This window comes from Borrelia turcica IST7, from assembly GCF_003606285.1.
Classification (GTDB): Bacteria; Spirochaetota; Spirochaetia; order Borreliales; family Borreliaceae; genus Borrelia; species Borrelia turcica.
Genome location: NZ_CP028884.1, coordinates 207,154 through 230,323, shown reverse-complemented (window position 1 = coordinate 230,323; position 23,170 = coordinate 207,154). Strand labels below are relative to the sequence as shown.

19 protein-coding genes, 3 tRNA genes and 1 pseudogene are annotated in these 23,170 nt (G+C 28.7%); 5 read left to right on the top strand and 18 right to left on the bottom strand.

The genetic code is table 11. The features are described 5' to 3' along the window. Positions 1 to 41: 41 nt before the first annotated feature. Positions 42 to 863 carry a ZIP family metal transporter gene (locus tag DB313_RS01120; protein WP_120104027.1) on the top strand — a complete coding sequence of 274 codons (822 nt, stop codon included), beginning with the start codon at positions 42 to 44 and terminating at the stop codon, positions 861 to 863. Here the strand turns inward: DB313_RS01120 and pstB are convergent, their stop codons facing one another. The 4 genes from pstB to DB313_RS01100 form a co-directional block, all read right to left on the bottom strand. Further along, positions 864 to 1,628, bottom strand: coding sequence for a phosphate ABC transporter ATP-binding protein PstB (gene pstB, locus DB313_RS01115; RefSeq protein ID WP_120104026.1), 765 nt, complete (start codon positions 1,626 to 1,628; stop codon positions 864 to 866). Then, positions 1,629 to 3,110, bottom strand: a complete 1,482-nt coding sequence (pstA, locus tag DB313_RS01110; RefSeq protein ID WP_420808984.1) for a phosphate ABC transporter permease PstA — start codon at positions 3,108 to 3,110, stop codon at positions 1,629 to 1,631. 56 nt (positions 3,111 to 3,166) lie between these two features. Further along, positions 3,167 to 4,075 carry a phosphate ABC transporter permease subunit PstC gene (gene pstC / locus DB313_RS01105; protein ID WP_120104024.1) on the bottom strand — a complete coding sequence of 303 codons (909 nt, stop codon included), beginning with the start codon at positions 4,073 to 4,075 and terminating at the stop codon, positions 3,167 to 3,169. An 89-nt stretch (positions 4,076 to 4,164) separates the two neighbouring features. Next, positions 4,165 to 5,010: a substrate-binding domain-containing protein gene (locus DB313_RS01100; RefSeq protein ID WP_174220831.1), complete on the bottom strand. Its 846-nt coding sequence runs from the start codon at positions 5,008 to 5,010 to the stop codon at positions 4,165 to 4,167. Positions 5,011 to 5,131: 121 nt separating this feature from the next. On the opposite strand from DB313_RS01100, the gene efp reads away from it, so the two are divergent. Both efp and DB313_RS01090 read left to right on the top strand, forming a co-directional pair. Then, positions 5,132 to 5,710 carry an elongation factor P gene (gene efp / locus DB313_RS01095; protein WP_120104023.1) on the top strand — a complete coding sequence of 193 codons (579 nt, stop codon included), beginning with the start codon at positions 5,132 to 5,134 and terminating at the stop codon, positions 5,708 to 5,710. Continuing rightward, a complete protein-coding gene (locus DB313_RS01090) occupies positions 5,688 to 6,341 on the top strand; it encodes a hypothetical protein (protein ID WP_120104022.1) in 654 nt (217 codons plus the stop codon). Before efp ends, DB313_RS01090 begins: the two co-directional genes overlap by 23 nt. Here DB313_RS01090 and DB313_RS01085 read toward each other — a convergent pair. The 7 genes and pseudogenes from DB313_RS01085 to DB313_RS01055 form a co-directional block, all read right to left on the bottom strand. Further along, a tRNA-Ile gene (locus DB313_RS01085) sits at positions 6,342 to 6,415 on the bottom strand. A 74-nt stretch (positions 6,416 to 6,489) separates the two neighbouring features. Continuing rightward, positions 6,490 to 7,539, bottom strand: a complete 1,050-nt coding sequence (locus DB313_RS01080; protein ID WP_120104021.1) for a hypothetical protein — start codon at positions 7,537 to 7,539, stop codon at positions 6,490 to 6,492. Between the two features lie 20 nt (positions 7,540 to 7,559). Beyond that, positions 7,560 to 9,404 carry a DNA mismatch repair endonuclease MutL gene (gene mutL, locus DB313_RS01075; RefSeq protein WP_120104020.1) on the bottom strand — a complete coding sequence of 615 codons (1,845 nt, stop codon included), beginning with the start codon at positions 9,402 to 9,404 and terminating at the stop codon, positions 7,560 to 7,562. After that, complete coding sequence (locus tag DB313_RS01070; RefSeq protein ID WP_120104019.1) at positions 9,401 to 11,758, bottom strand: tetratricopeptide repeat protein; 2,358 nt, start codon at positions 11,756 to 11,758, stop codon at positions 9,401 to 9,403. Before DB313_RS01070 ends, mutL begins: the two co-directional genes overlap by 4 nt. 666 nt (positions 11,759 to 12,424) lie before the next feature. Further along, positions 12,425 to 13,061, bottom strand: a pseudogene (locus tag DB313_RS06585) (tetratricopeptide repeat protein); the annotation flags it as partial. A gap of 49 nt (positions 13,062 to 13,110) precedes the next feature. Then, positions 13,111 to 14,823 (bottom strand): BB_0208 family protein, encoded by a 1,713-nt coding sequence (locus DB313_RS01060; RefSeq protein ID WP_120104018.1) that lies wholly within the window; start codon positions 14,821 to 14,823, stop codon positions 13,111 to 13,113. After that, a complete protein-coding gene (locus DB313_RS01055; protein ID WP_120104017.1) occupies positions 14,820 to 15,653 on the bottom strand; it encodes a sugar phosphate nucleotidyltransferase in 834 nt (277 codons plus the stop codon). The genes DB313_RS01060 and DB313_RS01055 overlap by 4 nt, the downstream gene beginning before the upstream one ends. Before the next feature lie 86 nt (positions 15,654 to 15,739). On the opposite strand from DB313_RS01055, the gene rsmD reads away from it, so the two are divergent. Further along, positions 15,740 to 16,297 carry a 16S rRNA (guanine(966)-N(2))-methyltransferase RsmD gene (gene rsmD / locus DB313_RS01050; RefSeq protein ID WP_120104016.1) on the top strand — a complete coding sequence of 186 codons (558 nt, stop codon included), beginning with the start codon at positions 15,740 to 15,742 and terminating at the stop codon, positions 16,295 to 16,297. Here the strand turns inward: rsmD and DB313_RS01045 are convergent. Beyond that, positions 16,294 to 17,838, bottom strand: a complete 1,545-nt coding sequence (locus DB313_RS01045; protein ID WP_120104015.1) for an HD-GYP domain-containing protein — start codon at positions 17,836 to 17,838, stop codon at positions 16,294 to 16,296. The two genes, rsmD and DB313_RS01045, sit on opposite strands and share 4 nt — an antisense overlap. Positions 17,839 to 18,028: 190 nt before the next feature. Next, positions 18,029 to 18,101, bottom strand: a tRNA-Phe gene (locus DB313_RS01040). A gap of 147 nt (positions 18,102 to 18,248) precedes the next feature. Between DB313_RS01040 and DB313_RS01035 the strand changes: the two genes are divergently transcribed. After that, positions 18,249 to 19,079, top strand: a complete 831-nt coding sequence (locus tag DB313_RS01035; RefSeq protein ID WP_238614528.1) for an HAD-IIB family hydrolase — start codon at positions 18,249 to 18,251, stop codon at positions 19,077 to 19,079. Positions 19,080 to 19,096: 17 nt separating this feature from the next. Here DB313_RS01035 and DB313_RS01030 read toward each other — a convergent pair whose 3' ends face one another. The 5 genes from DB313_RS01030 to DB313_RS01010 form a co-directional block, all read right to left on the bottom strand. Next, complete coding sequence (locus tag DB313_RS01030; RefSeq protein ID WP_120104013.1) at positions 19,097 to 19,501, bottom strand: hypothetical protein; 405 nt, start codon at positions 19,499 to 19,501, stop codon at positions 19,097 to 19,099. Between the two features lie 205 nt (positions 19,502 to 19,706). Further along, positions 19,707 to 20,678, bottom strand: a complete 972-nt coding sequence (gene hflC / locus DB313_RS01025) for a protease modulator HflC (protein ID WP_120104012.1) — start codon at positions 20,676 to 20,678, stop codon at positions 19,707 to 19,709. Further along, complete coding sequence (gene hflK, locus DB313_RS01020; RefSeq protein ID WP_120104011.1) at positions 20,679 to 21,608, bottom strand: FtsH protease activity modulator HflK; 930 nt, start codon at positions 21,606 to 21,608, stop codon at positions 20,679 to 20,681. 138 nt (positions 21,609 to 21,746) lie between these two features. After that, entirely contained in the window at positions 21,747 to 22,988 is a 1,242-nt protein-coding gene (locus tag DB313_RS01015) for a hemolysin family protein (RefSeq protein ID WP_120104010.1), read from the bottom strand. 58 nt (positions 22,989 to 23,046) lie between these two features. Next, positions 23,047 to 23,119, bottom strand: a tRNA-Cys gene (locus DB313_RS01010). Positions 23,120 to 23,170: the final 51 nt, after the last annotated feature.

Here is a 23,170-nt window from a genome sequence, read left to right as displayed (position 1 = left end):
ATTAATCGATTGATAATTAATAAAATTTAGGAGGATACTTTATGTTTGAACATTTTGGGGAATATTTATTAACGCTACATCCTGTTTTTTTGGGATTTTTAGGTTCTACTTTTACTTGGTTTACTACAGCCTTTGGAGCTGCTGCTGTCTTTTTTTTCAGAAGAGTAAATAATAAAATAATGGATGCTATGCTTGGATTTTCAGCAGGTATTATGATTGCTGCTAGTTTTTTCTCGCTTATTCAGCCTGCAATAGAGAGAGCTGAAGAGCTTGGTTATACTCCATGGATGCCAGCTGTTTTTGGATTCCTATTAGGGGCTTTTTTTATATATGCTGTGGATGTGTTTGTGCCAGATCTTGATAAGCTCACATTTATTGATGAAGATTTAACAAGACATGGTAAGAAGGATTTTTTGCTTTTTACGGCTGTTACTTTACATAATTTCCCAGAAGGGCTTGCTGTTGGTGTTGCTTTTGGAGCTTTAGTTTCTACTCCTGATATACATACTTTGGTTGGAGCTATGATTCTTACATTAGGAATTGGTATTCAAAATATGCCAGAAGGTGCAGCGATTTCTTTGCCTTTAAGACGAGGTCATGTTCCTTTGTGGAAATGTTTTAATTATGGACAGATGTCAGGTTTGGTAGAAATTTTTGGAGGGGTTTTAGGAGCTTATGCAGTTTATACTTTTACTAGAATTTTACCCTTTGCTTTATCTTTTTCTGCAGGCGCAATGATTTATGTCTCAATTGAGCAATTAATACCTGAATCTAAAAGAAAGGATATTGATAGTAAAGTGCCAACCATATTTGGAATTATTGGGTTTACTTTAATGATGTTCCTTGATGTTTCTTTGGGCTAATTAACCAAATTTACCAGTGATATATTCTTCGGTCTTAATATTTTTAGGATTGAAGAATAATTCATCTGTTGGGCTTTCTTCTTCAATATATCCGTTAAGGAAGAATGCAGTTCGGTCAGATATTCTTCCAGCTTGTTGCATGTTATGAGTAACTATTATGATAGTATAGCTTTCTTTTAAATTGATTATTAACTCTTCAATTTTTCCTGTTGATATTGGGTCAAGAGCTGAAGTAGGTTCGTCCATTAATATTACATTTGGTTCAATTGCAAGAGTTCTTGCAATGCAAAGTCTTTGTTGCTGTCCTCCTGAAAGACTTAGCGCATTTCTATTAAGCTTATCTTTTACTTCATTCCAAAGTGCAGATTTTATTAAAGATTTTTCAACTACTTCATCAAGCTTTTTTTTGTCTTTAATGCCGTGAATTTTGGGTCCATAACTTATATTGTCATAAACAGACATTAAAAATGGATTTGGAGTTTGGAACACCATTCCAATTTTTCTTCTAAGTTCAAGAACATCGAAATTATTTGAGTAAATGCTTTTACCTTCATATATTACTTTCCCCTCTATTTTCACACCTTCCACAAGGTCATTCATTCTGTTAAGTGTTCTAAGGAATGTTGATTTTCCACAACCCGATGGGCCTATTAAAGCTGTAATGCTATTTCTTAGTATGGATATATTAATGTTATTTAATGCTTTAAAGTCTGTATAAAATAAGTTTAAGTTTTCTGTTTTAATGATTGCTTTATCTTCACTCATTTATTTAATCCTATATAATTTATTGATTAGAAATTTTGATATCAAGTTTATTAAAAGTATCATTATGATAAGTATTGATGCCGTTCCAAAACCTTTATCTAGATGTCCTTCTTGAAATAATAACAATAAATGTACGGTTAAACTTCTTGCAGGCTCATTTAGGCTTCCTGCAAGACCTAAATTTGTTCCCATTGTAAATAGAAGTACGGCTGTCTCGCCAAGCGCACGCCCTATTGCAAGAACTATTCCTGTTAAGATACCTGGGCTAGAGGCGGGCAGTAGAATTTTAAGTATAGTTTCTGTTTTGTTTGCACCCAGAGCAAAGGAAGCGTATTTATATGATTTAGGGATTGATTTAAATGCTTCTTCGGTTGTTTTAATAATCATTGGTAGTATCATTAAAGAACTTGTTATGGCGCCAGAGAGTATCCCCATTCCAAGAATTGGAACAAAAAACATGAGTCCAAATAGTCCAAAAATGATTGCAGGAATTGATGATAAAATGTCAACGCTCATAGATATTGTTTTGTAAAATATTTTATTTGAAGTGTATTCTGCAAGCATTATTCCTGTGCCAATTCCTATTGAAATTGAAATTATTGCTGTTAATAATATTACATGAAAGGTATTAAGGATTAAATAAGAAATACCTCCGTATGCACCAGAATTTCTTGGGGTAGATAATATGAAATTTAGGTTTAAAGGCATGCTTTTTTTTGTGTAGTATAGCTTAAGAAAGGGTGCATCACTTTTATAAAAAGAGTGCCAAGGTACAACGGCAATTGTGCCTTCTTGTTCTTCTACTTCTTTTATTGCATTAGGATTATAAGTTGAGTATTTTATAACATTTGAGTTGATATTTTTAAAGATTAAATCATTCCATTTTTTCTTGCCTATGAGTAGTTTTTCTGTCATTTCTAGGCTTAGAGTATTGATAATTTCATTTTCACTCTTTTGTAGTGTTTTTTTTCCTACTAAAATGGACATAGATTTGATTTTTATGGATTTAACTTCCGAATATTTTTTAAAATTCAATTTTTCAAGTTCTTCTTTTGTTAGATAGCCAATAGCGCCCGCAGTTTTATTGACAGTTTGTATCATCTCTTCAGTCGATTCTTCTACTTTTATATATCTGTTATTAAATTCATTATTCTGTATAAAAGTTGTTAATATAGCTTTACTAGATAAATTTGATTTTGAACTTGCAATGGGAGCTATATCTGTAACTTGATCGGATATACTGCCCCAATGTGAGATTTTGTTATTGTATATGTTATATATGTCTTTAGTGGTAAGTTCATCTATTTTAATGCTTTTATTTATAATAAAGGCAATTTTTATTGTTTTGTTCTTAAGTGTTAATGGTAGAAAATGTTTTGTTTCATTTAAAAATAATGTTTGTTTTTTAGAGAAAAAGAATAGTGAATTGTATAATATATAAGATATTAAAAAGATTAATAGTGCTATTAGAGCATAAGAGATTAATTTTATTATGAAAAATGATATTTTATTTAACAGTTTGTTTATTTGAACTGTATTCACTTGATTTTTAGCCTTTTAGAAGAAGAAAGGATAAAATACTTAATTGAATTTGTAATGATTACTGATAGTAACAAAACCAGAGCTGTTGAGAATAAAGCTTCTCTGTGAGTTCCGGATGCATATCCCATATCTATTGCAATATTTATTGTAAGAGTTCTAATAGGTGAGAATATGTTTTTTACAAATAAAGGGGAACCTCCACCAACCATTAAAACTGCAATTGTTTCACCAATGGCTCTGCCAACAGCTAGTATTACTCCTGCTAGGATTCCTCTTCCAGCGGAAGGAATCATTACTTTGTATATTGTTTGCCAGTCTGTTGCTGCTAGAGCAAGAGAGGCTAGTTTATATGATTTAGGAACAGCTTTAAGAGCTGTGTATGAGACACTAATTATTGTTGGAAGTATCATTATGCTTAAGACTATTGCTGAGCTTATTAGATTATATCCTAAATTGTCTTCTCTTTTGAATGTGTTCTTTATGAGTGTGGCTATAAATGTACTTCCAAAAAAGCCATATACTACACTTGGAATTCCTGCTAGTAGTTCTATGATAGTTTGTAATATTTTTTGATAAATCCCTTTAGCTTTTTCAAAAAGATAAATTGCAAATCCAAGTCCAATTGGTAATGCAATCAAGACAGAAAAAAGTGTTGTTAGTGCAGAATTTATAATGAATGATAAGATTCCATAAGACTTTTGTATATTACTGGTAGGATCCCAGTTGGTGCTGAATAGAAAATTGGAAATTTTAATTCTATTGTGAAGAAAAGGTGCAATCCCATTGTTAACAATAAATAAAATCAACAATAATATGGATAAAGCGCTAATTGTTGCGGATGTAAAAATAAAGCATTTAAACCCTAAGCTAACAATATTTCTTTTTGTCTTTAAATTTAATGCCATTCTTTACAAGAATTCCTCATAGAATTTTATTAAAATTCTTATCTACCAAAAGCCTTAGTTAAGTTTATCATATCACTGTTTAGTTATGCCTAAGTTGTATTTGCAATGCCAATGAACCCTTGTTCTTCAACAATATCTTGACCATTTGGACCTAGCATAAATTCAATAAAGTTAATTGTATTTTTATTCTCCGAAATACTAGTTGTGATTGCAATTAAACTTCTTTTTATATTGTATTTATTCTGCATTATTGTTTCTTTTGTAGGATATATGGTATTGATTGAAAGCGTATTTAGACCCTTCTCCATAGAATTTCTTGCATATCCAAAACTAACATAACCAATTGAGTGTGGAGTAAGACTCACCTTTTCAATCACCTCCCCATTAGATTTTACCACGATACTATCTTGTCTAAATTGAGCTTCTTCGGGATTTTTTAATATTTTCTCAAGAACTAATTCTTTAACAGATGAATATGACCCAGATGATGAATCTCTGTTTATGAAGTTAATCTTAGCATCAGGTCCCCCAACTTGTTTCCAGTTTTCAATATTTCCATTAAGTATGTTTGCCAAATCAGACTCTGCAATATTTGTAATCTTAACATCAGGACTTGTTATAAATATTAAAGCATCATAAGCAATTACTGTGACTTTAGCTCCCCTAGCTATTTCTTCCTCAGTAGCATCCCTTGATGAGATTGCCATTTTGTAAATGCCGTCAAACAATCCTTTAATGCCAACACTACTTCCTTGAGCATCATAAGTTACTTTAATTTTATCGTTTGCTTTTTTGTAGCTTAAGATTATTTCATCCATAATAGAGGTAGCAGTGGTAGAGCCACCAACAGGAATAATATTTTCATTGCTATTGTTTGTACAACTCATAAATAAAAAGAATAATGAAATAATAAAGGATACCTTAATATTTCTCATTAAATTCACTCCTTTTACGACTATATATAATATCATTAATTTTAGATAAGTCAACAAATAGTAAATATTTTGGTTTTTTGATATAAATTATTATGCACATTAGAAATTGATGAGGTATTAGATGAGTACAATTAAGTCTGGAGAAATTGAAAAGGGGAGTTTTTTGCTTTTTAAAGGTATGCCGCATATTGTTCTTGAACGAGAATTTTCGAAAACAGGTAGGGGAGGGTCTATTGTAAGACTGAAACTTAAAAACTTGAAAAATAAATCTGTTATCAAGGAAACATTAAAAGGGGCAGATACAGCAGAAGAAATTGAAGTTTTAGAAGTAAGATCTCAGTATCTTTATAGGGAAGGTGAAAATCTTATTTTTATGGATTTGGAAACTTATGATCAATTTAGTGTTAATTTAAGAGAGGTTTCAAATCTTGAGGATAAGGTTCTCTTTTTACAAGAAGCAGAAGTATATTCTCTTGTTAAATGGGAAGATGAAGTTATTGACATTAAGTTGCCACCCAAAATTGCATTTGAAGTGGTAGATGCTGAGGTTGCCGTTAAGAGTGATACTGTAACTAATGCTATGAAGAATGTTACTCTTCACACAGGTTTTATAGTAAAAGCACCTATTTTTATTAATGTTGGAGATAAAATTTTGGTTAATTCTGAAACAAAGGAATATGCTGAAAGAGTTAAAGACTAAAATAGTTCTGTTATTTTTTGTTATTTTCTGTTCTTGTGAAATAAGCTATCCTGAGATAAAAGAACTCGATTATGTCATTAATTATTATTTCAATAAGGATAATTTTGATTATTTTATGTCTTTTGATTTTGCTATTAGAGTTTTAAATTCTAAGGATATAACTAAGTTTGTTGTTGAGAACATAGATAGTAGGGAATTTATTGAGGTTACTAAGGATAAGTATGCTTCCTCTTTCTTTGATTCTACTCTTGGCAAAGATATTCTTTATTGTAAAGATTTGATGTTTAATTTTGCAGATAAAACTTTTGAGAGTTTTGTAGCGCAAGTACATCTTTTTGATACTGGTATGAGAATATATAATAAAGACATTGTCATAAATTTAAATTTATCAAGAGAAGAATTAGCTTTATTGTATGATTATGTGTATAAACATAGGGATATGTCTAAGTTAAATGAAATAAGTGGCAATAAAGTTTATTTGATGAAGGCATCCAAAGATGAGATTAATTTTTCAGATGAAGTTACTAATATTGAAGATATAACCAGTATTCAAACAGACGACAACTTGGATAATTATATGGGATTTTATTATATTGGAAAAAATTCTAACCTATTTTTTAAACTAAATTAATGGGCCCACCAGGACTTGAACCTGGGACCTACCGATTATGAGTCGGGTGCTCTAACCAACTGAGCTATGGGCCCTAAAAGGACTAGCTAAAAGAATTAAACATAGTTTTCCACTGCTTTTCCATACTTTAAGTCATTATATTTATTTTTTATTTATTGTCAAGTTCATCAATTTCATTTTGTATGATTTCTATTTTTGAATTTAGTTTATTTAATTTATTTTCAATTGATTCTTTGTTTTTTATGAGTTGTTGCATTTTTGCTTTTATTGTTGCTATTTCATCTGTTTTAATTGTTTTTGCTATTTCTTCATTTAGTTTGAGTATTTGTTGATTTAAATTTTCTATTTGTTGTAATAAAGAATTAATTGCTCCGGTTTTACTTAATCCTTTTTCTGTCTTTGTCATTTCAATAAATTCTTCGGCTATTTTTTTTAAAACATTCTCTTTATTTGTTTCAACAATGCTAATTTTATTTTCTATTTTATTTTTGTTATTTATTTTATCTTTTATGCTTTTATTTTTTGTTTCTTTTATGGTGTCGTTTATTGTTATTAAATTTGCTTGAGATTCGTTCATTAATCTAAATTCTTCAATTAGCTCTTTACTTAACTCTTTATTCTCTATAAAATCATTGACTAAATTTTCTAAGTTTTCTGTAGATAAATGTTCTCTTAATATTTTTTTCTCAAATTCTTTTGCTACTTTTCCTATATTTATTTTATTTAGGATATCCTTTATGGTTAGTATAGTATTTGTAATAAACTTCTTAATGAAATTGGGATTTTCATTTGGGCTTGTTATTTCGGTTGTTTTATATTCATGCTTTTCAAGCATTGATTTAGTAAAGTCCAGTTTGTATTCTACAATTGATTGTAAATTTTTTGGATAATGATTTATTAATGCTTCCACAATCTTTATAAGTTTATTTTTGTAAGCTTTAATAATATTTTTTTGATTGACTTTACAGTCTTTAAGATTTTTATATAATTCTTTTAATTTATTTTCATTGTCTTCTGCTTTGCTTAAATTTGTTCTAAGTTGAGTTAATTCTTTTTCAATTAATTTTAAAGAAGTATAAGAGGCCAATTGTTTCAGCTCTATTACATTGTTATTTTTAAGAGTTTTACCAAGCTCAGTTAATTTTTTGTCTCTTTCTAAGTTTAGTTTTTGAATTTGGGATTTAAGATTTTTTATCATAAACAACTTCTGTGTTTATTTTATTTTCTGTCGACACTTTTTTCAAGTTCAAATTTAGAAATTTTGTAGTAAATTTTTCTTCCGTGTGGACAATGTTTGAGTTTTAAATTGAAAAATTCATTTATTAAAAAATTGCTAAATTCAGAGCTTATTGTGTCATTTTGCTTAATAGCTTGTCTACAGGCAATAGTAGCATATAAATCAGCCTCTAAGGAATTAATAGTTTTGCTTTTTCTTGTCTTTAAGAAATGAATAATAACATTTTCATATTTATTGCAAATATTTGGGATGGATTTAAGTTGATAAGTCTGGTTCTTTGTTTTAATAACTATGATGTCTATTTGTTTATATTCTTCTATCTCACTCTCAAGTATTTTGTCTGCATCTTCGCAATCTACTTGAAATTCAATTGGTACTAAAAGATTTTGTATAGTCTTTTTTGAATTTTTGAGATTATTATATATGATCGTTTCATGAAGTGCATGTTGGTCTAGAAAATAGACTTCATTATCCTTCTCTACTATTAGAAATTCAGAAAATAATTGTCCTATATATCTATATTTGTATTCTTCCTCTCTTGGCTTACTAATTGCATTTAGCATTGTGGAAGTTTTTAGGAAAATATTTTGGATGTGGGTTTTAAAGGATGATTTATTGTTTTGAGCTGGATCGTGTCTTTCAAAATTGACCTTGTTTTCTATGATATTTGTTATTTTATTGCTTTGAGGTTTTTCTAATATTAATTCTTCATTTTTTGTAATTTCGTAGACTTGGAAATTTGAATTTTGTGATTCATCACTCTCAGGTTCTAACAAGTGAGTATCATTCGTTAATTGTCTTTTTATTATTATGTTGTTGTAGTCTTGTAAAATTTCTTTTTGTTCTCTGTCAAAAAATTCATTAATGTTGCTTGAAATTTGTTTAGGGAGGAAAGGTAGGTTGAAAAATCTTACTTCTTTTTTTTGAGGATGTATATTAAAATCGATGTGTTTGGGTTCTATTTCTAAGAATAGATAACATATTGGGAAGTTTCTGGGTGTTAGTATTCTACTGTGTCCATCAATAATAGCTTCAGATAAATTTTTTTCTTCAACGGGTCTTCTGTTTACAAATATTTTTATATTTCTTCTGTCTTTTCTTGAAAAATGAGGAGGAGCAAAAAAAATTTTCATTTTGACATTCTCGTATTCTGCTTCTATTTTTCCAAATTTATTATGCTCTATTATTTCTCCATATACGCTTTGAACTCTGTCTATTAGTTTTTCTTTAAAATAGACCTTTCTCAATTCATGGTTAATACTTAATCTAAAGTCGATTTCAGGATGAGCTACTGCCTTTTCTTCAAAAACTTTTAGACACATTTTTGTCTCAATAGAATCTTTTTTTAAGAATCTTTTTCTTGCGGGAAAGTTATGAAATAAGTTTGTAACATCTACTATGGTTCCATTTATTGGAGATTGTTTTTTTAAATATTTTTCAATTCCGTTTTCAACTTCAATTTGATAACTTTCTTCTCCTGTGGTTGAACTTGTTATTATGAGATTAGAACAAATTGCAATACTAGAGAGGGCTTCTCCTCTAAATCCTAGTGTTTTAATTGTTTCAAGATCTTGTTCTGCATTGATTTTTGAAGTAGTGTGGGGTAGATAACATATCTTTAAGTCCTCTGGGCTTAATCCACTACCATTGTCTGTGATTAGTATTCTTCGAATACCTCCTTCTTCAAGGAAAACTTCGATTTTATCTGCGCCAGAATCTATTGAATTGTCAAGCAATTCTTTTAAAATAGAAGAAGGTCTATCTATGGCTTCTCCTGCTGCTATTTTTTGTACTAAGTTTTTGTCTAAAAATTTTATTTTATTCATTGTCCTATAATTTTTATTATTTTTTTATTTTGTGCGTAATTAGGAAATTTTTTAACAACTTCTTTCAGTCTTTTGTCATCTCCATTTTCATTATATTCTATTATGGCCAATGCATGGAGAGCTTCTGGGTTGTTTGAATCTACTTTAATGTATTCTATTAATTTTTCCATTGCTCTTTTGTTTTCCTTAGTAGCCAAAAATGTAATGGCTAGGTTATATTTTGCTTCAAGGTTTGAGCTAGCTTCTGCTTTTTGAAAAATGTTTATTGCTTTTTGGTAATTTCCTTGTTTTTTGTAAAGTTTCCCAAGATTATTTAATGCAACTGAATGATTTTTATTGCTAACCTTTTCAAGTATATCAATTGCTTTGCGTTCATTTCCTAGTTTTTCATATGCTCTTGCTAAATTTATGTGAGCTGTAATATTTTCAGGAGTTTTTAAAATTACATTATTGTAGAGTTCTATTGCCTTATGATAGTCTCCTTTTGTTAGAAAAATGGATGCTTTTAAATATAGATATTCAGGCTTTTCTGGGTTTATAGTAAGAGCTTTATTTATGACTTCAAGTGATTCATTAAGACTGTCGTTTTCAAATTTTGCTATTGCTAGATTATAAAGAATGATGTCATTTTTTTCTTTAATTGAAAAACTTACCATATCTAGGTATTTTTCACCACTTTGAAAGTCTCCAATATGATTTGCGGTAATTCCTGCTTTTATGGCGTAATTAGGATTTTTAGCAATATCATGAGCTTTTTTGAAACTTAAGAAGGCATGTGTTTTATCATTATTTTTTTCTTCTGCTATTCCTTTTTTATAGAAAGCAGTGTCATAATTTTGGTCAATTGCAATAGCCTTCTCAAAGGCTTTAATTGCTTCTTTGGGTTCATCTAATATAATTAAGACTGTTCCTTTATTTGTGTATGCTTTTTTGTGGTTTGGATCAATTAGTATTGTGTCATCAAAAGCTTTAATAGCTTCTTTGTATTTTTTTAGTTTAAATTTAATTAGTCCAACTTTATAGTAATCTTCTGCTTTTTTTGTAATGCTTGTAATTTTTTCATAAATTTCTTCAGCTGTCTTTAAATTGCCTTTTTGTTCATTTGCTACTGCTAGCATTTTGAGGGAGTTTAAATCTGTTGAAGAATTCTTGGTAGGGCCTACAGAGGGTTTGTGTGTTTCTTCTGTTTTGATTTTATTATCTGGTGAAATATTCTTTGTATCAAAAATTTCTTGCATAGGTCGCTCTTTTACAAAAAGCTCCTTTAAATAAGGAGCTTTTTGTAGGCTAACTGATTTTAATTCAAAATCTTGCTTTATTAATTTAAGCAAGATTTGGGCGGCTTCTTGATATTTTAATTTATCAATTAAATCATTTACTTTCTTGAATTTATCACTTAATCCCCTTTTAATTAAGTCATTAAGTCTTGCCTTGCCAATAGAAGGATTGCCAGTATTAATATTATCTAATATTTCATACAGTTCTTTTTTTGTAGAGTAGTTGTAGGGTCTCTCTATTTTTTCACTTACTTGACTTTGTGATTTAGGCAGAATTTTTGGATTTGTCTGCTCTATTTTTATTGGTGGTTTTAGGGGTAAAGACTCAAGATTTTCTTTAGGGTGTTTAATTTGGTTTGTTTGCTCTGTGCTAGAATTGTTTAAAGTTTTTTCGGTAGGTTTATCCTGTTTTTCTATTTCTTTTTTTTGATTATCTAACGGCTTATTCTTAGTATTGTTTAGCTCTTTACTTAAGTTGTCTTTTAACTTTTTTAAGTTAAATAAATTTTTTTGGCTTTCAGTAGATTCTTTATTGCTTAAGGTTGGCTTTTTATTATCCTCGATTTTGCTCTTATTGTCGCCTAAATTCTTAGGTACTTTACTTTGTCTAAACTCTAAAATATCTTCGTCTTCAATACCAGTATCTTCTTTTCTATCAGCATAGTTTTCTATTGCTGTGCTGTCTTTAATATATCTATTATTAAAAGCAATATCAGAGTTTTCATTGCTAATAGGCATTAATTTTTCTCTTCCCTGTATTTTATCTAGTATTTGATTAGCGGTATCTCTTTGCAAATTTTTTGATTCAAAAGGACTATTATTGGCAAGTTCTGCCAGAGTATTCTCAAGCATTGCAATATCTGTGTTTTTTGGATATTTGTCTTTTAGCATTTTTGTTATTGAATAAGCTTTTTTATAATTTCTATCCATAACACTATTTTTGACTTCATTTAGCATTATTTCTTGGTTTCGTTTGTTTAGTCTATCTTTGTATACATAATAACCAAGTGACGCAAATGAAGAAATAAGCAGAAATATTAAAGTTAATAGTATAGGTAGGCTTTTTCTGTTATTCATCTATGTTTAACTCCTCTTGCCAATTAATTTTTTCTAGCTCAATTAAAGAATCTGTGTTTAAATTAGGTTCAAATTCTTCTTTAAGCATTTTATTATTACTGTCTTTACTGTCTTTACTGTCTTTACTGTCTTTACTGTCTTTACTGTCTTTACTGTCTTTACTGTCTTTACTGTCTTTACTGTCTTTACTGTCTTTACTGTCTTTACTGTCTTTACTGTCTTTACTGTCTTTACTGTCTTTACTGTCTTTACTGTCTTTACTGTCTTTACTGTCTTTACTGTCTTTACTGTCTTTACTGTCTTTACTGTCTTTACTGTCTTTACTGTCTTTACTGTCTTTACTGTCTTTACTGTCTTTACTGTCTTTACTGTCTTTACTGTCTTTACTGTCTTTACTGTCTTTACTGTCTTTACTGTCTTTACTGTCTTTACTGTCTTTACTGTCTTTACTGTCTTTACTGTCTTTACTGTCTTTACTGTCTTTACTGTCTTTACTGTCTTTACTGTCTTTACTGTCTTTACTGTCTTTACTGTCTTTACTGTCTTTACTGTCTTTACTGTCTTTACTGTCTTTACTGTCTTTACTGTCTTTACTGTCTTTACTGTCTTTACTGTCTTTACTGTCTTTACTGTCTTTACTGTCTTTACTGTCTTTAGGAGTATGATCATTTCTACTTTTTAGACTTTTGTCAAGCTCTTCTAAGTCTGCTTTTTTATTTCTTAAAAGATCAATCATATAGAGAATGTCGTCTTTTTTTTCAGTATCGTATCTTAGTGTAATAAATTGGGCATAATCGTGAATCGCCATAGTATATGAATCCCATGCGTCTTTATAGTTCTTTTCCTTGAAATTTACTTTTCCTTGTTCTACATAAGAATTTGCTCTGTTAAGTAGTGCCTTGTCGTAATTAGGCATGTTTTTAACAGAATTGGAATAATATTTGATTGCTAAATTATAGTACCCTTCACCTCTTTTAAACATTATGTTTCCAAGTTCAAAAAAGAGTTTATAGTCGATGTCTCCTCCAATTGCAATTCCATCAAGCAAAGCACCTTCTGCTTCTGTTAATTGGTTGTTCTCCCTATAAGCTATTGCTAGGAAATAGTATCCGTTTTGTACTTTTGGATATTTCTGAATAGCATCACTTAGAATCTTTATTGCTTTTGGATAGTTCTTATTTTTTATCTCTTCTTGTCCAATTCGAATTAATCTTTGAGCATATGCTAAGTTTGGGCTTAGTAACAAAACTAAAAATAAAGCAAAGAGTATCGAGTTTTTGAGCAGTGACAAATGAGTATTCATATTTTTTATTATTAACATTGTATTATTTTAGAGGAAATATTACCATATTTCATAGTGTCTTAGAAATAAATTTATTTTGATCTTTAGCCAAAAATGCAATGAATTTCATTATGTCTTCTTTTTGTGAAGAAGACATTGTTTCTTCTTCTTTTAATACGTCTGGATTGGAATAATAAGCAATATAACATATTGCAGGTAGTAATTTTTCATCTCTAAATCCTTCTAGGTTTAACATTAGTTCTGGTTTAATATTTTTATGTAAAATTTTGAGTACTCTTGTTCTTAGAATTAATGATTTAATGAAAATATATGATTTATAGTAGTTTAATTCCTGAGAGTGGGTCTTTTGCATTCTTATTATTTCTTTAGGTATGACAATTTTACTCTCATCAAGATAGAGTATTATTTCTGATATGAATTCAAAATGTTTCTTATCAATATTTGGATAAAAGGATAAAAAGTATACGAGTATTTGATTTTGAATTTCAAAATTTTTATTCTTAAAGAATGTTTTTATGTCTTGTGAGAAATTTTCCTTATCATCTTTATCTGCATAAATGTAGAATGCTACCCAACCATAGGTGTCTATCTTTTTTGTATTGTCTTTTATATAGTTGACCACATTTTGCAAAAATGTTCTTTTTATATATTTATTTTGAAATATGTTAGAACTTTTATATGGATTGAAGCTCATTTTTTCGAAAGATACAAAGAAGTCTTCTGCTTGAAATTTTGCTGTAATTATATCTTCTATTTTTTCATTTAAATTTAGTAACCTATGTTTTGCAATATATTCAATTGCAAAAGTAAAATCTTCCCATTCGTTTGGTACTTTATCTTTAAAGAACCATTTTAAATATTTGTTTGTTGCAGTTTTTTCAAATGAAGATAAATAAGCTTTTAGTGTATTTTGAAAATCTTTGGGGGTATATTTTGTAAAATCGCTGAAAAAATAATTAAAATTAATATTTTTCTTTGACCCTTTATAAAAAATTTCATTAAGGCTTAAAGTTTTTATTGTTCGTAAATATTTAAGAATCTCATCATATTTTAAAGTTAAAATCTCATCTATCATGTATCTATAGTTTTTTATTAAAATTTTATTAAAAAGTGACCTAGATAAGCATCCTACTGGCCAGTATGTTAAAATAAGTAATTTTTGTAGCTTGATTACTCTACTTTCTTTTTTGGTTGAGCTAGATTTGAATAGTCTTTGCAATGTTTGGGTTTGTTTTAGGATGCGTTTAATTTCTTCCTTGTTTCTATTTTTTACAGCTACTAGTATATCTATTGTTGTTTCTAAATTTTCTATTTTTATGTTGCTGGAGAAGTTTAGTATTAGCTGTTTATACAGTTCTTTTTTACATAAAGTGTATTTTGGATTATTTTGTATTTCAATTAACTTTAAGAAATTAGTTGATTTTAATTTATATGTTATTCCAAGCCTTTTACTAATAAGATTTGTTTCTTTTTGTATTTGTAATGAATTTTTTCCTTTAATTATCTCTAATATCCAGTTTTTGATTTTTGTATCTTCATTTTTTTCATAATAATATTCTTCAAGAGTAATGTTTATTGTATTTCTTTTTTGTTCATAATCTCTGCTTATTTTTATAAGATTTTTAATCTCTTCTTCATTTAGGATATAAAGCTTTGAAAAAATACTATATTTTAAAATTTTTTCTTCTATATTTTCATTTATATATTTTTTTAATATGCTAAGAGAATCATAAAATTCTTGGCGTTTTGTTATTGTACTCATTTAACCTCTATTAAATCTTTAATTATTTGGGACAACTTATCATCTCTTTTAGCAATCTTGATTATTGTCTCTAAGTAACCTTCAATATCACCTGTATCAAGTCTCTCACCTTCTATTTCCTTATATAATACTTTGCCCTCACTCATCAGTTTCTTTAAAGCATAAATGTGATGATATTCTCCCTTCTTGTGAAGTTTAAATCCTTCTTCTAAATATTTAAAAAAATCATAAGTGTATAAAAATCTTCCAATAGATGCTTTCCTGCTTGGTTCTTTTCCAACTGCTGGTTTTTCTACGATGTCTTTGATATGAATATTGTCTTTATCTAATTCTATTACTCCGTATCTGTTGATATTTTTAGGATTTTCAATAACAGATAATATATTTTTTCCGGTTTTTTTGTGTAGTTCTATAAGTTGTGCCGTTAAGGGAGGATTCCCAATATGTAGATCATCAGGATATGCAACTATTGTAGGCTCTACCCCAATCCAAGGTTTTGCATGCAGTAAAGCATGTCCTGTTCCCATCATTTCATTTTGCTTTATGAAACTAATATTGATGTCTTTAAGTTTAATAATATCTAGTAAATCTTGCCTACATTCTTTTGTAAATGTAGATTCAAGTTCAATTTCTCTATCAAAATAATTATCTAAAACTCCTTTTCTTCTTGAGGTTATTATTAAAATTTCTTTTATTCCAGAATTAATAAATTCTTCAATAATGTAGTCAATTGCTGGTTTATTTAGAATTGGTAACATTTCCTTTGGAATGGTTTTTGTTATGGGTAAAAATCTTGTTCCATAGCCAGCTGCTAAGATTATACCTTTCATAGTTTGTTCCTCTTAAAAGAAAATTATATCAAAATTTAAGTTTTAAATATTTAATATTTTCTTAAAATAATTTAAAATTAGTATTTATGCATGTAAGTGCAGGTAAGTATAAGGGGAGAAAGGTTGCTTTTCTTAGGGCTGGTAGTGTGCGTCCTGTGATGTCTGTTGTTAGGAAAGCATTTTTTTCTATTCTTTTTAATCAGATTCTAGATTCAAATTTTCTTGATGTATTTGCAGGTACTGGAATAATGTCTCTTGAAGCTTTGAGTCGTGGGGCTCGTCTTGCTCATCTTGTTGATTATAATAAGGCTTCTAGAAATGTTTTGGTTAAGAATTTTGGGTTTGTAAGTGAGCCTTACAAGTTTTTTTTCAATGAGGCTGAATTTTTCCTTAAAAGGAGTAACCTTTTTTATGATTTTATTTATCTTGACCCACCCTTTGATTATTCTCTTAAAGAAAACTTACTTGAAATAGTTGCAAAAAATGCGAGTTTAAATAAAGATGCTAAGATTATTATCCATTATCCTTCTAGGGAAAATTTAAGTAGAAGTATTTTAGGTCTTTCCAAATACGACTCTAGAAAATATGGCGATTCAAGGCTTGATTTTTTTAAATGTGATTCTTATGACAAATCTCAAGATTAATCTTTGAAGGGAGTAAAAATATTAAATTCATTACTTTTAAGTTCTTCAATATTACGTTTTAATTCAAATTTATTAATATTTTTTAATGGACTTTTCTTTATTTCTCCATTTTGTCCCTTGATGATTATTTCCTTGGATTCAAGGTTAAGAAGAACATCTCCAATGTTATAGGATTTATCCTTTTTCTTTATTACAGATAGAATAGGCAATATGCCTATATTGTATTCAAAAACAACTACTTTGAATAAAGGTTCATTGCAATCTTTTGTGCATATGTCTAGGATTTCTCCATAGTCGAAGGGTGCAAGTATTGTTAAGAAGATCTTTAGCATTTCTATATCAAATTTTTTGTTTTTTAAATATTCATTTGGTTTATCTGTATCCCAATAGTATTTTTCGCTATTTTGAAATAGAAATTCAATAGCTTCCAAAGGGTTGACAGGTTCTTTTATTGTAATAGGATTGACCATTTCGTCGTAAGTATCTATTACACAAAAAATTCTAATAAGTTCGTGAGTAAATTTTTTAATTTTTATATCTTTATGACTTTTACTATTAAGGTAGGTTTTTTGTCCGTTTATTATCATCTTTGTAATGGGAGAGATATCTTCTCTCATTCTAAATAAATTTTTAGAGACATTAATGCTTTTTTCTAAATACTCTATTTTAAGTTTGTATTCTTCTTCTATGTCTTTGTTTTTAAGGCTAATTTTGTCTTTTAGTTCCTGTAGTATAGTGGCATGCATGAGGCCGATTGGGTGTAGAAGTACACCAAGTGCAGCTTGTATTATTATATTATTATCGTAGAAAAATTCTGTAAATTTTGTGTAGTGTCCTTTGTCGATAAAAAACTTTAGTGTTGAGCGTGGAGCATCTTTTGCTGCTCTTTCTTTATTGAGGTGTGCAATTGTTATTAAAAAATAAATTGTGGTATCAATTGCATGTAGTAAAACAGAATCGCCTGTTGTTTTTACTTTTCCATTGAAAAATTCCCAATCTCTTCTGATTGAGTGTAGATGTAATTTTTTTATTGTTTTTGTGTTAGAAAGACTATCTTTATTCCTAATTTTTTGAAAATCAAAATAATCATATATTTCTAGTAGTAGCTTTTGAATAGATATTATTTTGTGTGTTGGTAAGATCTTAAAGCTACCCTCAATGATTTCTTTAAAGTAAATGGGATCGGGATCTTCTTCCATGAGTATATTTAAATTTATCAATCTTTTTTTGCCGGCAATTATAAATATTTTATCTTTTTCTGAAAATGGTTTATATATATCTTTTAAAGCTTGTATTAAATCTTCCTTTAAAAAATTTATTTCATTATTTAAAAGCTCTTCATTGATTATATTGATTAATTTTTCATGTGGAATGTTTGTATAGTTATTGACTACGGGTATATGTGAAACATTTCCTTGCTTTAGAGCTTTAATGATTTTATCATTTACTCGTGTGCTTAGTTTAGATAAATTTCCGATATTTGAAAATATAATATCGTTTTCTGTTAAGTCTTCTATTCTTTTTATTTCTTTGAGAATCATTTTGAGTCCTCTTAAATAAAATTTTAAATGGTTGCCTCAAGAAGAGAGGATTACCTAAGAAAGGATTTAAACTCTTCTATCCCACAAATTCGGCAAATTTAGATATTAGTCTAAAAGTTAAACCTTTAAAATACAATTACTTTTTCTAACTTTGAATTTCAGTGCAATCAATAAAATCAATGACCAATATTGCCGCCGAGGAGAATCGAACTCCTGACACAAGGATTTTCAGTCCTATGCTCTACCAACTGAGCTACAGCGGCTGTTTTTGTTTTACAACATTATTATTTTTCCATAAACATTTTTTTTTGTCAATCATCATGAGTAGTATAGATTAGTTGTTATTTTTTATATTTAAAGTTGTATAATTAATCTTATATAGTTCATATAAGGATATTTATTTGAGTAAGGTGTTTATTACGGATTTAGATGGTACATTGCTTGACGCAAAGGGGTCTTTGTCGGATTTTTCTAAAAATAATTTAAAGGAACTTCTAAAGAGAGATGACTTTAAATTTACAGTTGCAACCGGTAGAGATTTTTATCTTATGAGATCGCCTTTGAGGGGATTTGATTTTAAGATTCCTTTAATTAGCCATGATGGTGCTTATGTTGCATCTATTGATCAAGGCAAGCCTCTTTATGTAGAAAATATACGGTGGGATTATCTTTGCGATATTTATTCTTATTTTAAGAATAATGGGTTTTCTGTATTTTTTAAAGTAATACATAATGGAGAGGTATTTAATGCTTATGATGGTATTAATAATTTTTTAGAACATTGGTATCTTACATTTAAGCAAACTTTTTGTTGTTCAAATATTATCAAAATAGATAAAATCAATGATATTTCTCTTTATGATGTTTTATCTGTTACTGTTATTGGTACAAGAGAGATAATTGAAGGTGTTTTTTTGAATATGAGAAATTATTCTGAACTTAAAGTTTCTAAATATGGAAGAATAGAATTTAATGACAAAATTAGTGTTATTGAAGTACAAAGTATTCATGCTGAGAAAATAAATGGGATTAAATTTTTGGCTGATTATTTATCTATTTCTTATAAAGATATTGTTTATTTTGGAGATTCTGATAATGATATCTCTGTTTTTAATGAAAATGAAATTCATAAAGTTACTCCTCAGAATGGTATTGACACGCTTAAGGATAAGGCTTGTGAAGTCATAGATTATCATTATAATGATTCTGTGGTAAAGTACATATTAAACAATTTTAAATAAGATGAGTTTTATAATCATTATTCAGAGTGAATAAGTTTTATTCTATTTGTCTTTATGTCATAGCTTACAAAAGCTAAGTGCATCTTAGTATTTATTTTATCTTCTCTATAATAATAATGAATTAACGCATCAACTCTGACAATTCTTTTGCTAAAATCCTTATCATTTGTTGCAATCTCATTGCCTTGAATGTCTTTAAATATTGAGTAATAACTTTCTATTGTGTAATCATTTGGACTTTTCCCTTTGTGTTTAGTTATTTCTATTAAGAATAAATTCTTGACTTTTTTATTGATACTTTCTGAGCTACTTGGCATCAATATATTGAGATTTAAGAAGACAAAGATTGATAGCGTTGCTAAGATAACAAGTGTAATGACAATGGAATATTTGCTTATTTTTTTCTTTTTATATATATTCATTTTTCTTCCTTTCTTTAGTTATTGCTTTTTAAATGTGTATGAATTTAATTACTCTGTTTTCTTAATATGTTGATTTATAATGTTTTTATAGGCTTCCTGTTACTATATTAACACATTCAAGCTTAAAAAATTTCTACAATAAATCTTTAATATTATTTTTAAATAAAACTTTTATTAAATTTAGTATTTCAGATCTTTATATATTTTATTTCCTGTTATGTAAGTATCTGAAAAAATCCATATCTGTTGAGAATATTTTCCGTTTATCTTTAAGTACTGCCTTGTAACTCTCTAGTGCTTGCCAAAATCTATAAAATTCAACATTTTGACCATATGCATTTGCATAAATCCGTGCAGCTTCACTATCGCCCTCAGCTTTAATTATAGCTGCTTCAGCTTTTGCCTCACTTAGTAATTTTAGCTTTTCTTTTTCAATGCTACCAAGAATTTCTGTTTTCTCAGCCATACCTGTGCTTCTTTGTTCTTCTGCTATTTGTTGCCTTTCTGAGATCATTCTATTATGTACGGAATCAATTAAGCTAGGGTCATAGCTAATTTTTCTAATAAGAACGTCAACAATTTCAATCCCAATATCTTTCGTATTTTTATTTGCAACTTCAATTATTTCATTTTCAATGATTTTTCGACCCTTTGTTATTTGATAAGTTGTGTCATTTTTAGCCTCTTGAGCTGTTAAGATTCCGTGAGATAGTCTTTGAATAGGGTCATTTGAACTTCTAATCATTTCAAGTAAAGGGTACTTAGCAATAACACCTCTAACCGCAGGTTCAATAGCAGCATCAATTCTTATGTAAGCTCTATCCATTGTTTTGATGGATGTATAGAATTTATTAATGTCTGCAATTTTCCATCTAGCAGTTGTATCTATCCATATTAGTTGTTTCTCTTCACCACCTGTTGGAATTCTTTGGGGTTCTCCGTCCCATCTAAGTATGATTTTGGGAAATATTTGTACATGTTCAATAAATGGGATTTTATATTTAAGACCTGCTGCGTTTTCAGTCCTCTCAATTTTTCCAAGTCTTGTAGTAATTGAAATTTCGTTTTCTTTTAGTATATAAATTGGTTGCATTATAGAGAGTGATATTAAGCTAATTAGTAATGTAAATACAATAATCTTAGCAATAGAGAATAAAAATTTTACCATATATTTCATTTACTTTACCTCCTTAAAGGGTAGGAAGTTTTTTAAATTTTTGTCGATTATTTCAATGCTATCTTTATTTTCAAGAATTTCTTTCATCGTTTCATTATAAATTCTCTCTTTTGTAATTTCTGGGTCTTTAATGTATGCGTTTAAAATTGCATTAAAAATTTTAGTATCGGCTAACGCATTGTTTATTCTGCTTTCTTTGTATCCCTTAGCTTCTTCTAGCACTTTGAGTGCTTCTCCTCTAATTTTTGGAACGATTTGATTAAATTCTTTCTTTCCCTCATTAATGAATTTATTTTTGTCTTGAATCGCAATGTTAACATCTTCAAATGCTTCATAAACTTTTCCCTTTGGTGGCATAGCATTTCTGATTTGTACTTGTACAATATCAATTCCTAAATTATATGTTTTAATAATTTCATTCATGGAAGATTTTACTCCTTCTGTAACTCCAACTCTATTGTCATTAATTATTTCAAAAATAGTGTTGTCTCCAATTAATCTGTTCATTGATGATTTTGCAATGTCTTTTATTGTTTCTTCTGGGTCTTGTACTTTAAACATGAAAGAATATGGATCGCTTATTTTATATTGGACTAGCCATTCAACATTTATTATGTTTAAATCTCCAGTAATAATTATTCCCTCATCTTCACCAGCATTAATTCCTCTGTTATTATCTGTGTTAAAACCGAATTTAACCTCTTGTACTATTTTTACTGGTACAATGAATTTTTCCTCAATTAGTGGAATTTTTATATGTATTCCCGATTCAAGTGTTCTATTTAGCCTACCAAGGCGAAGAACAATAGCCTCTTCTGATGGTCCAACTACAAAAACATTTGATATGATTATTATTGCTATGATTACTAATACAATTAGTATTATTGTGTATTCGTATGTTTTATTGAAAAATTTTGGAATATTCAGCATTTTTATCTCCTTTTTATTTATTTACGCCAAGAGAAATATAGATTTTTCTTCTTGATTTTTTGATATTAAATTTATGTTCTGTGTTTAAGTTAGGTTTTGAAAAATTAAAAATCGTTTTACAAAAATTTTTGTACATTTTTATTCCTTTTCAAATTTTTTAAAGGTTATTTTTTTTATTTTATGATTCTGTACTTCTTCTATTAAGTATTCTCCATGTTCTGTGTTAACTTGTTCTCCTTCTTTAGGAATTTTATCAAGTAAATCCATTATGTATCCTCCCATTGTGTTTATGTAATCTTTGTGTTGAATTTTTATTCCAACGGTTTCCTCAATCTCATCAAAGGTGGTCTCACCAAGTATGAGGTAAACGTTTTCACCTTCTTTAGTGATAAATTGTTTTTCTTCTTCTAGATCATATTCATCAAATATTGCTCCGAATATTTTCTCTACTATATCCTCTATTGTAACTATCCCCGAAAATCCTCCGTATTCGTCAATAACGATTGCCATTATTTTTTGATTTTGTCTCATAATGGCTAGCGTATCTTTTATTCTCTTGTTTTGTTGTACAAAGACAGCGGGTTTTGCAAATTTTATGATACTTTTTTCAAGTTCGTTTTTGCTTATTTCAATTAAATCCTTAGTTATTAAAATACCTATTATTTGTTCTCTGTTTTGACCCTTATATACAGGGATTCTGGAATATCCTTCTTTTTTAATCAATTTAATTTTATCTTTTAGTCTTGATGTGCTTGAAAGTGAGAATACTTCTGTACGGTGAGTCATAACTTCAGATGCTCTAACCTCTCCTATGTTTAACATTTTTTGCATGAATATTCTAGCGTCATTTTCTAAAATTCCTAAATTTTCAGCTAAAAATAACATATTTTTTATGCTATCTTTATTCATTTTTTGACTTGTTTTTATTTTACATAAGCTTAATAGGGCCTTAGTCATTCCATTAATTACATATATTATGGGTGTGAATATGAATGTTAATGTTTTAAGTAAGATTGAGGTTGACAAGGCTATGCCTTCATTGTTTAATATTGCGATTTGTTTAGGAAGTATTTCGGAAAATATAAGAACTATTATTGTTACGATTCCTGTTGAAAGAGCGAGAGCATTGTTCCCATATTTATTAAGAACAAATTTTGTTGCAAGAACACTGGTTGTTATATTGGCAATATTGTTTCCAATCAAAATTGTTGTGACAAGTTTTGATGGATTTTGAGCTAAGTGGTATACAACTGTTCCTAATTTCCCCTTTTTCTTTATATCCTGGAGTTGTATTAAGCTTAATGAGGTATATGCCGTCTCTGACGCTGAAAAAATTGCTGAGAGTATTATAAATACTATTATTAATGTTAACTCTAACATATTTATTATTGTAGTTTATATCTGTTAAAAACTGTATTGGCTTTTACTGACTCTCTAAAGGCGCTGACCGGAATCGAACCGGCGAATCAAAGTTTTGCAGACTTCTCCCTTAGCCACTTGGGTACAGCGCCATTAAACAATAGTTAGTTTATTAAAAAATGATTGAATTGTAAACAGCATTT

Excerpts from the sequence above, each read along its gene's own strand:
- DB313_RS01120 (WP_120104027.1), top strand. The coding sequence starts at position 42 with ATGTTTGAACATTTTGGGGAATATTTATTAACGCTACATCCTGTTTTT.
- pstB (WP_120104026.1), bottom strand. The coding sequence starts at position 1,628 with ATGAGTGAAGATAAAGCAATCATTAAAACAGAAAACTTAAACTTATTT.
- pstC (WP_120104024.1), bottom strand. The coding sequence starts at position 4,075 with ATGGCATTAAATTTAAAGACAAAAAGAAATATTGTTAGCTTAGGGTTT.
- DB313_RS01100 (WP_174220831.1), bottom strand. The coding sequence starts at position 5,010 with ATGAGAAATATTAAGGTATCCTTTATTATTTCATTATTCTTTTTATTT.
- efp (WP_120104023.1), top strand. The coding sequence starts at position 5,132 with ATGAGTACAATTAAGTCTGGAGAAATTGAAAAGGGGAGTTTTTTGCTT.
- DB313_RS01090 (WP_120104022.1), top strand. The coding sequence starts at position 5,688 with ATGCTGAAAGAGTTAAAGACTAAAATAGTTCTGTTATTTTTTGTTATT.
- DB313_RS01080 (WP_120104021.1), bottom strand. The coding sequence starts at position 7,539 with ATGATAAAAAATCTTAAATCCCAAATTCAAAAACTAAACTTAGAAAGA.
- mutL (WP_120104020.1), bottom strand. The coding sequence starts at position 9,404 with ATGAATAAAATAAAATTTTTAGACAAAAACTTAGTACAAAAAATAGCA.
- DB313_RS01070 (WP_120104019.1), bottom strand. The coding sequence starts at position 11,758 with ATGAATAACAGAAAAAGCCTACCTATACTATTAACTTTAATATTTCTG.
- DB313_RS01060 (WP_120104018.1), bottom strand. The coding sequence starts at position 14,823 with ATGAGTACAATAACAAAACGCCAAGAATTTTATGATTCTCTTAGCATA.
- DB313_RS01055 (WP_120104017.1), bottom strand. The coding sequence starts at position 15,653 with ATGAAAGGTATAATCTTAGCAGCTGGCTATGGAACAAGATTTTTACCC.
- rsmD (WP_120104016.1), top strand. The coding sequence starts at position 15,740 with ATGCATGTAAGTGCAGGTAAGTATAAGGGGAGAAAGGTTGCTTTTCTT.
- DB313_RS01045 (WP_120104015.1), bottom strand. The coding sequence starts at position 17,838 with ATGATTCTCAAAGAAATAAAAAGAATAGAAGACTTAACAGAAAACGAT.
- DB313_RS01030 (WP_120104013.1), bottom strand. The coding sequence starts at position 19,501 with ATGAATATATATAAAAAGAAAAAAATAAGCAAATATTCCATTGTCATT.
- hflC (WP_120104012.1), bottom strand. The coding sequence starts at position 20,678 with ATGAAATATATGGTAAAATTTTTATTCTCTATTGCTAAGATTATTGTA.
- hflK (WP_120104011.1), bottom strand. The coding sequence starts at position 21,608 with ATGCTGAATATTCCAAAATTTTTCAATAAAACATACGAATACACAATA.
- DB313_RS01015 (WP_120104010.1), bottom strand. The coding sequence starts at position 22,988 with ATGTTAGAGTTAACATTAATAATAGTATTTATAATACTCTCAGCAATT.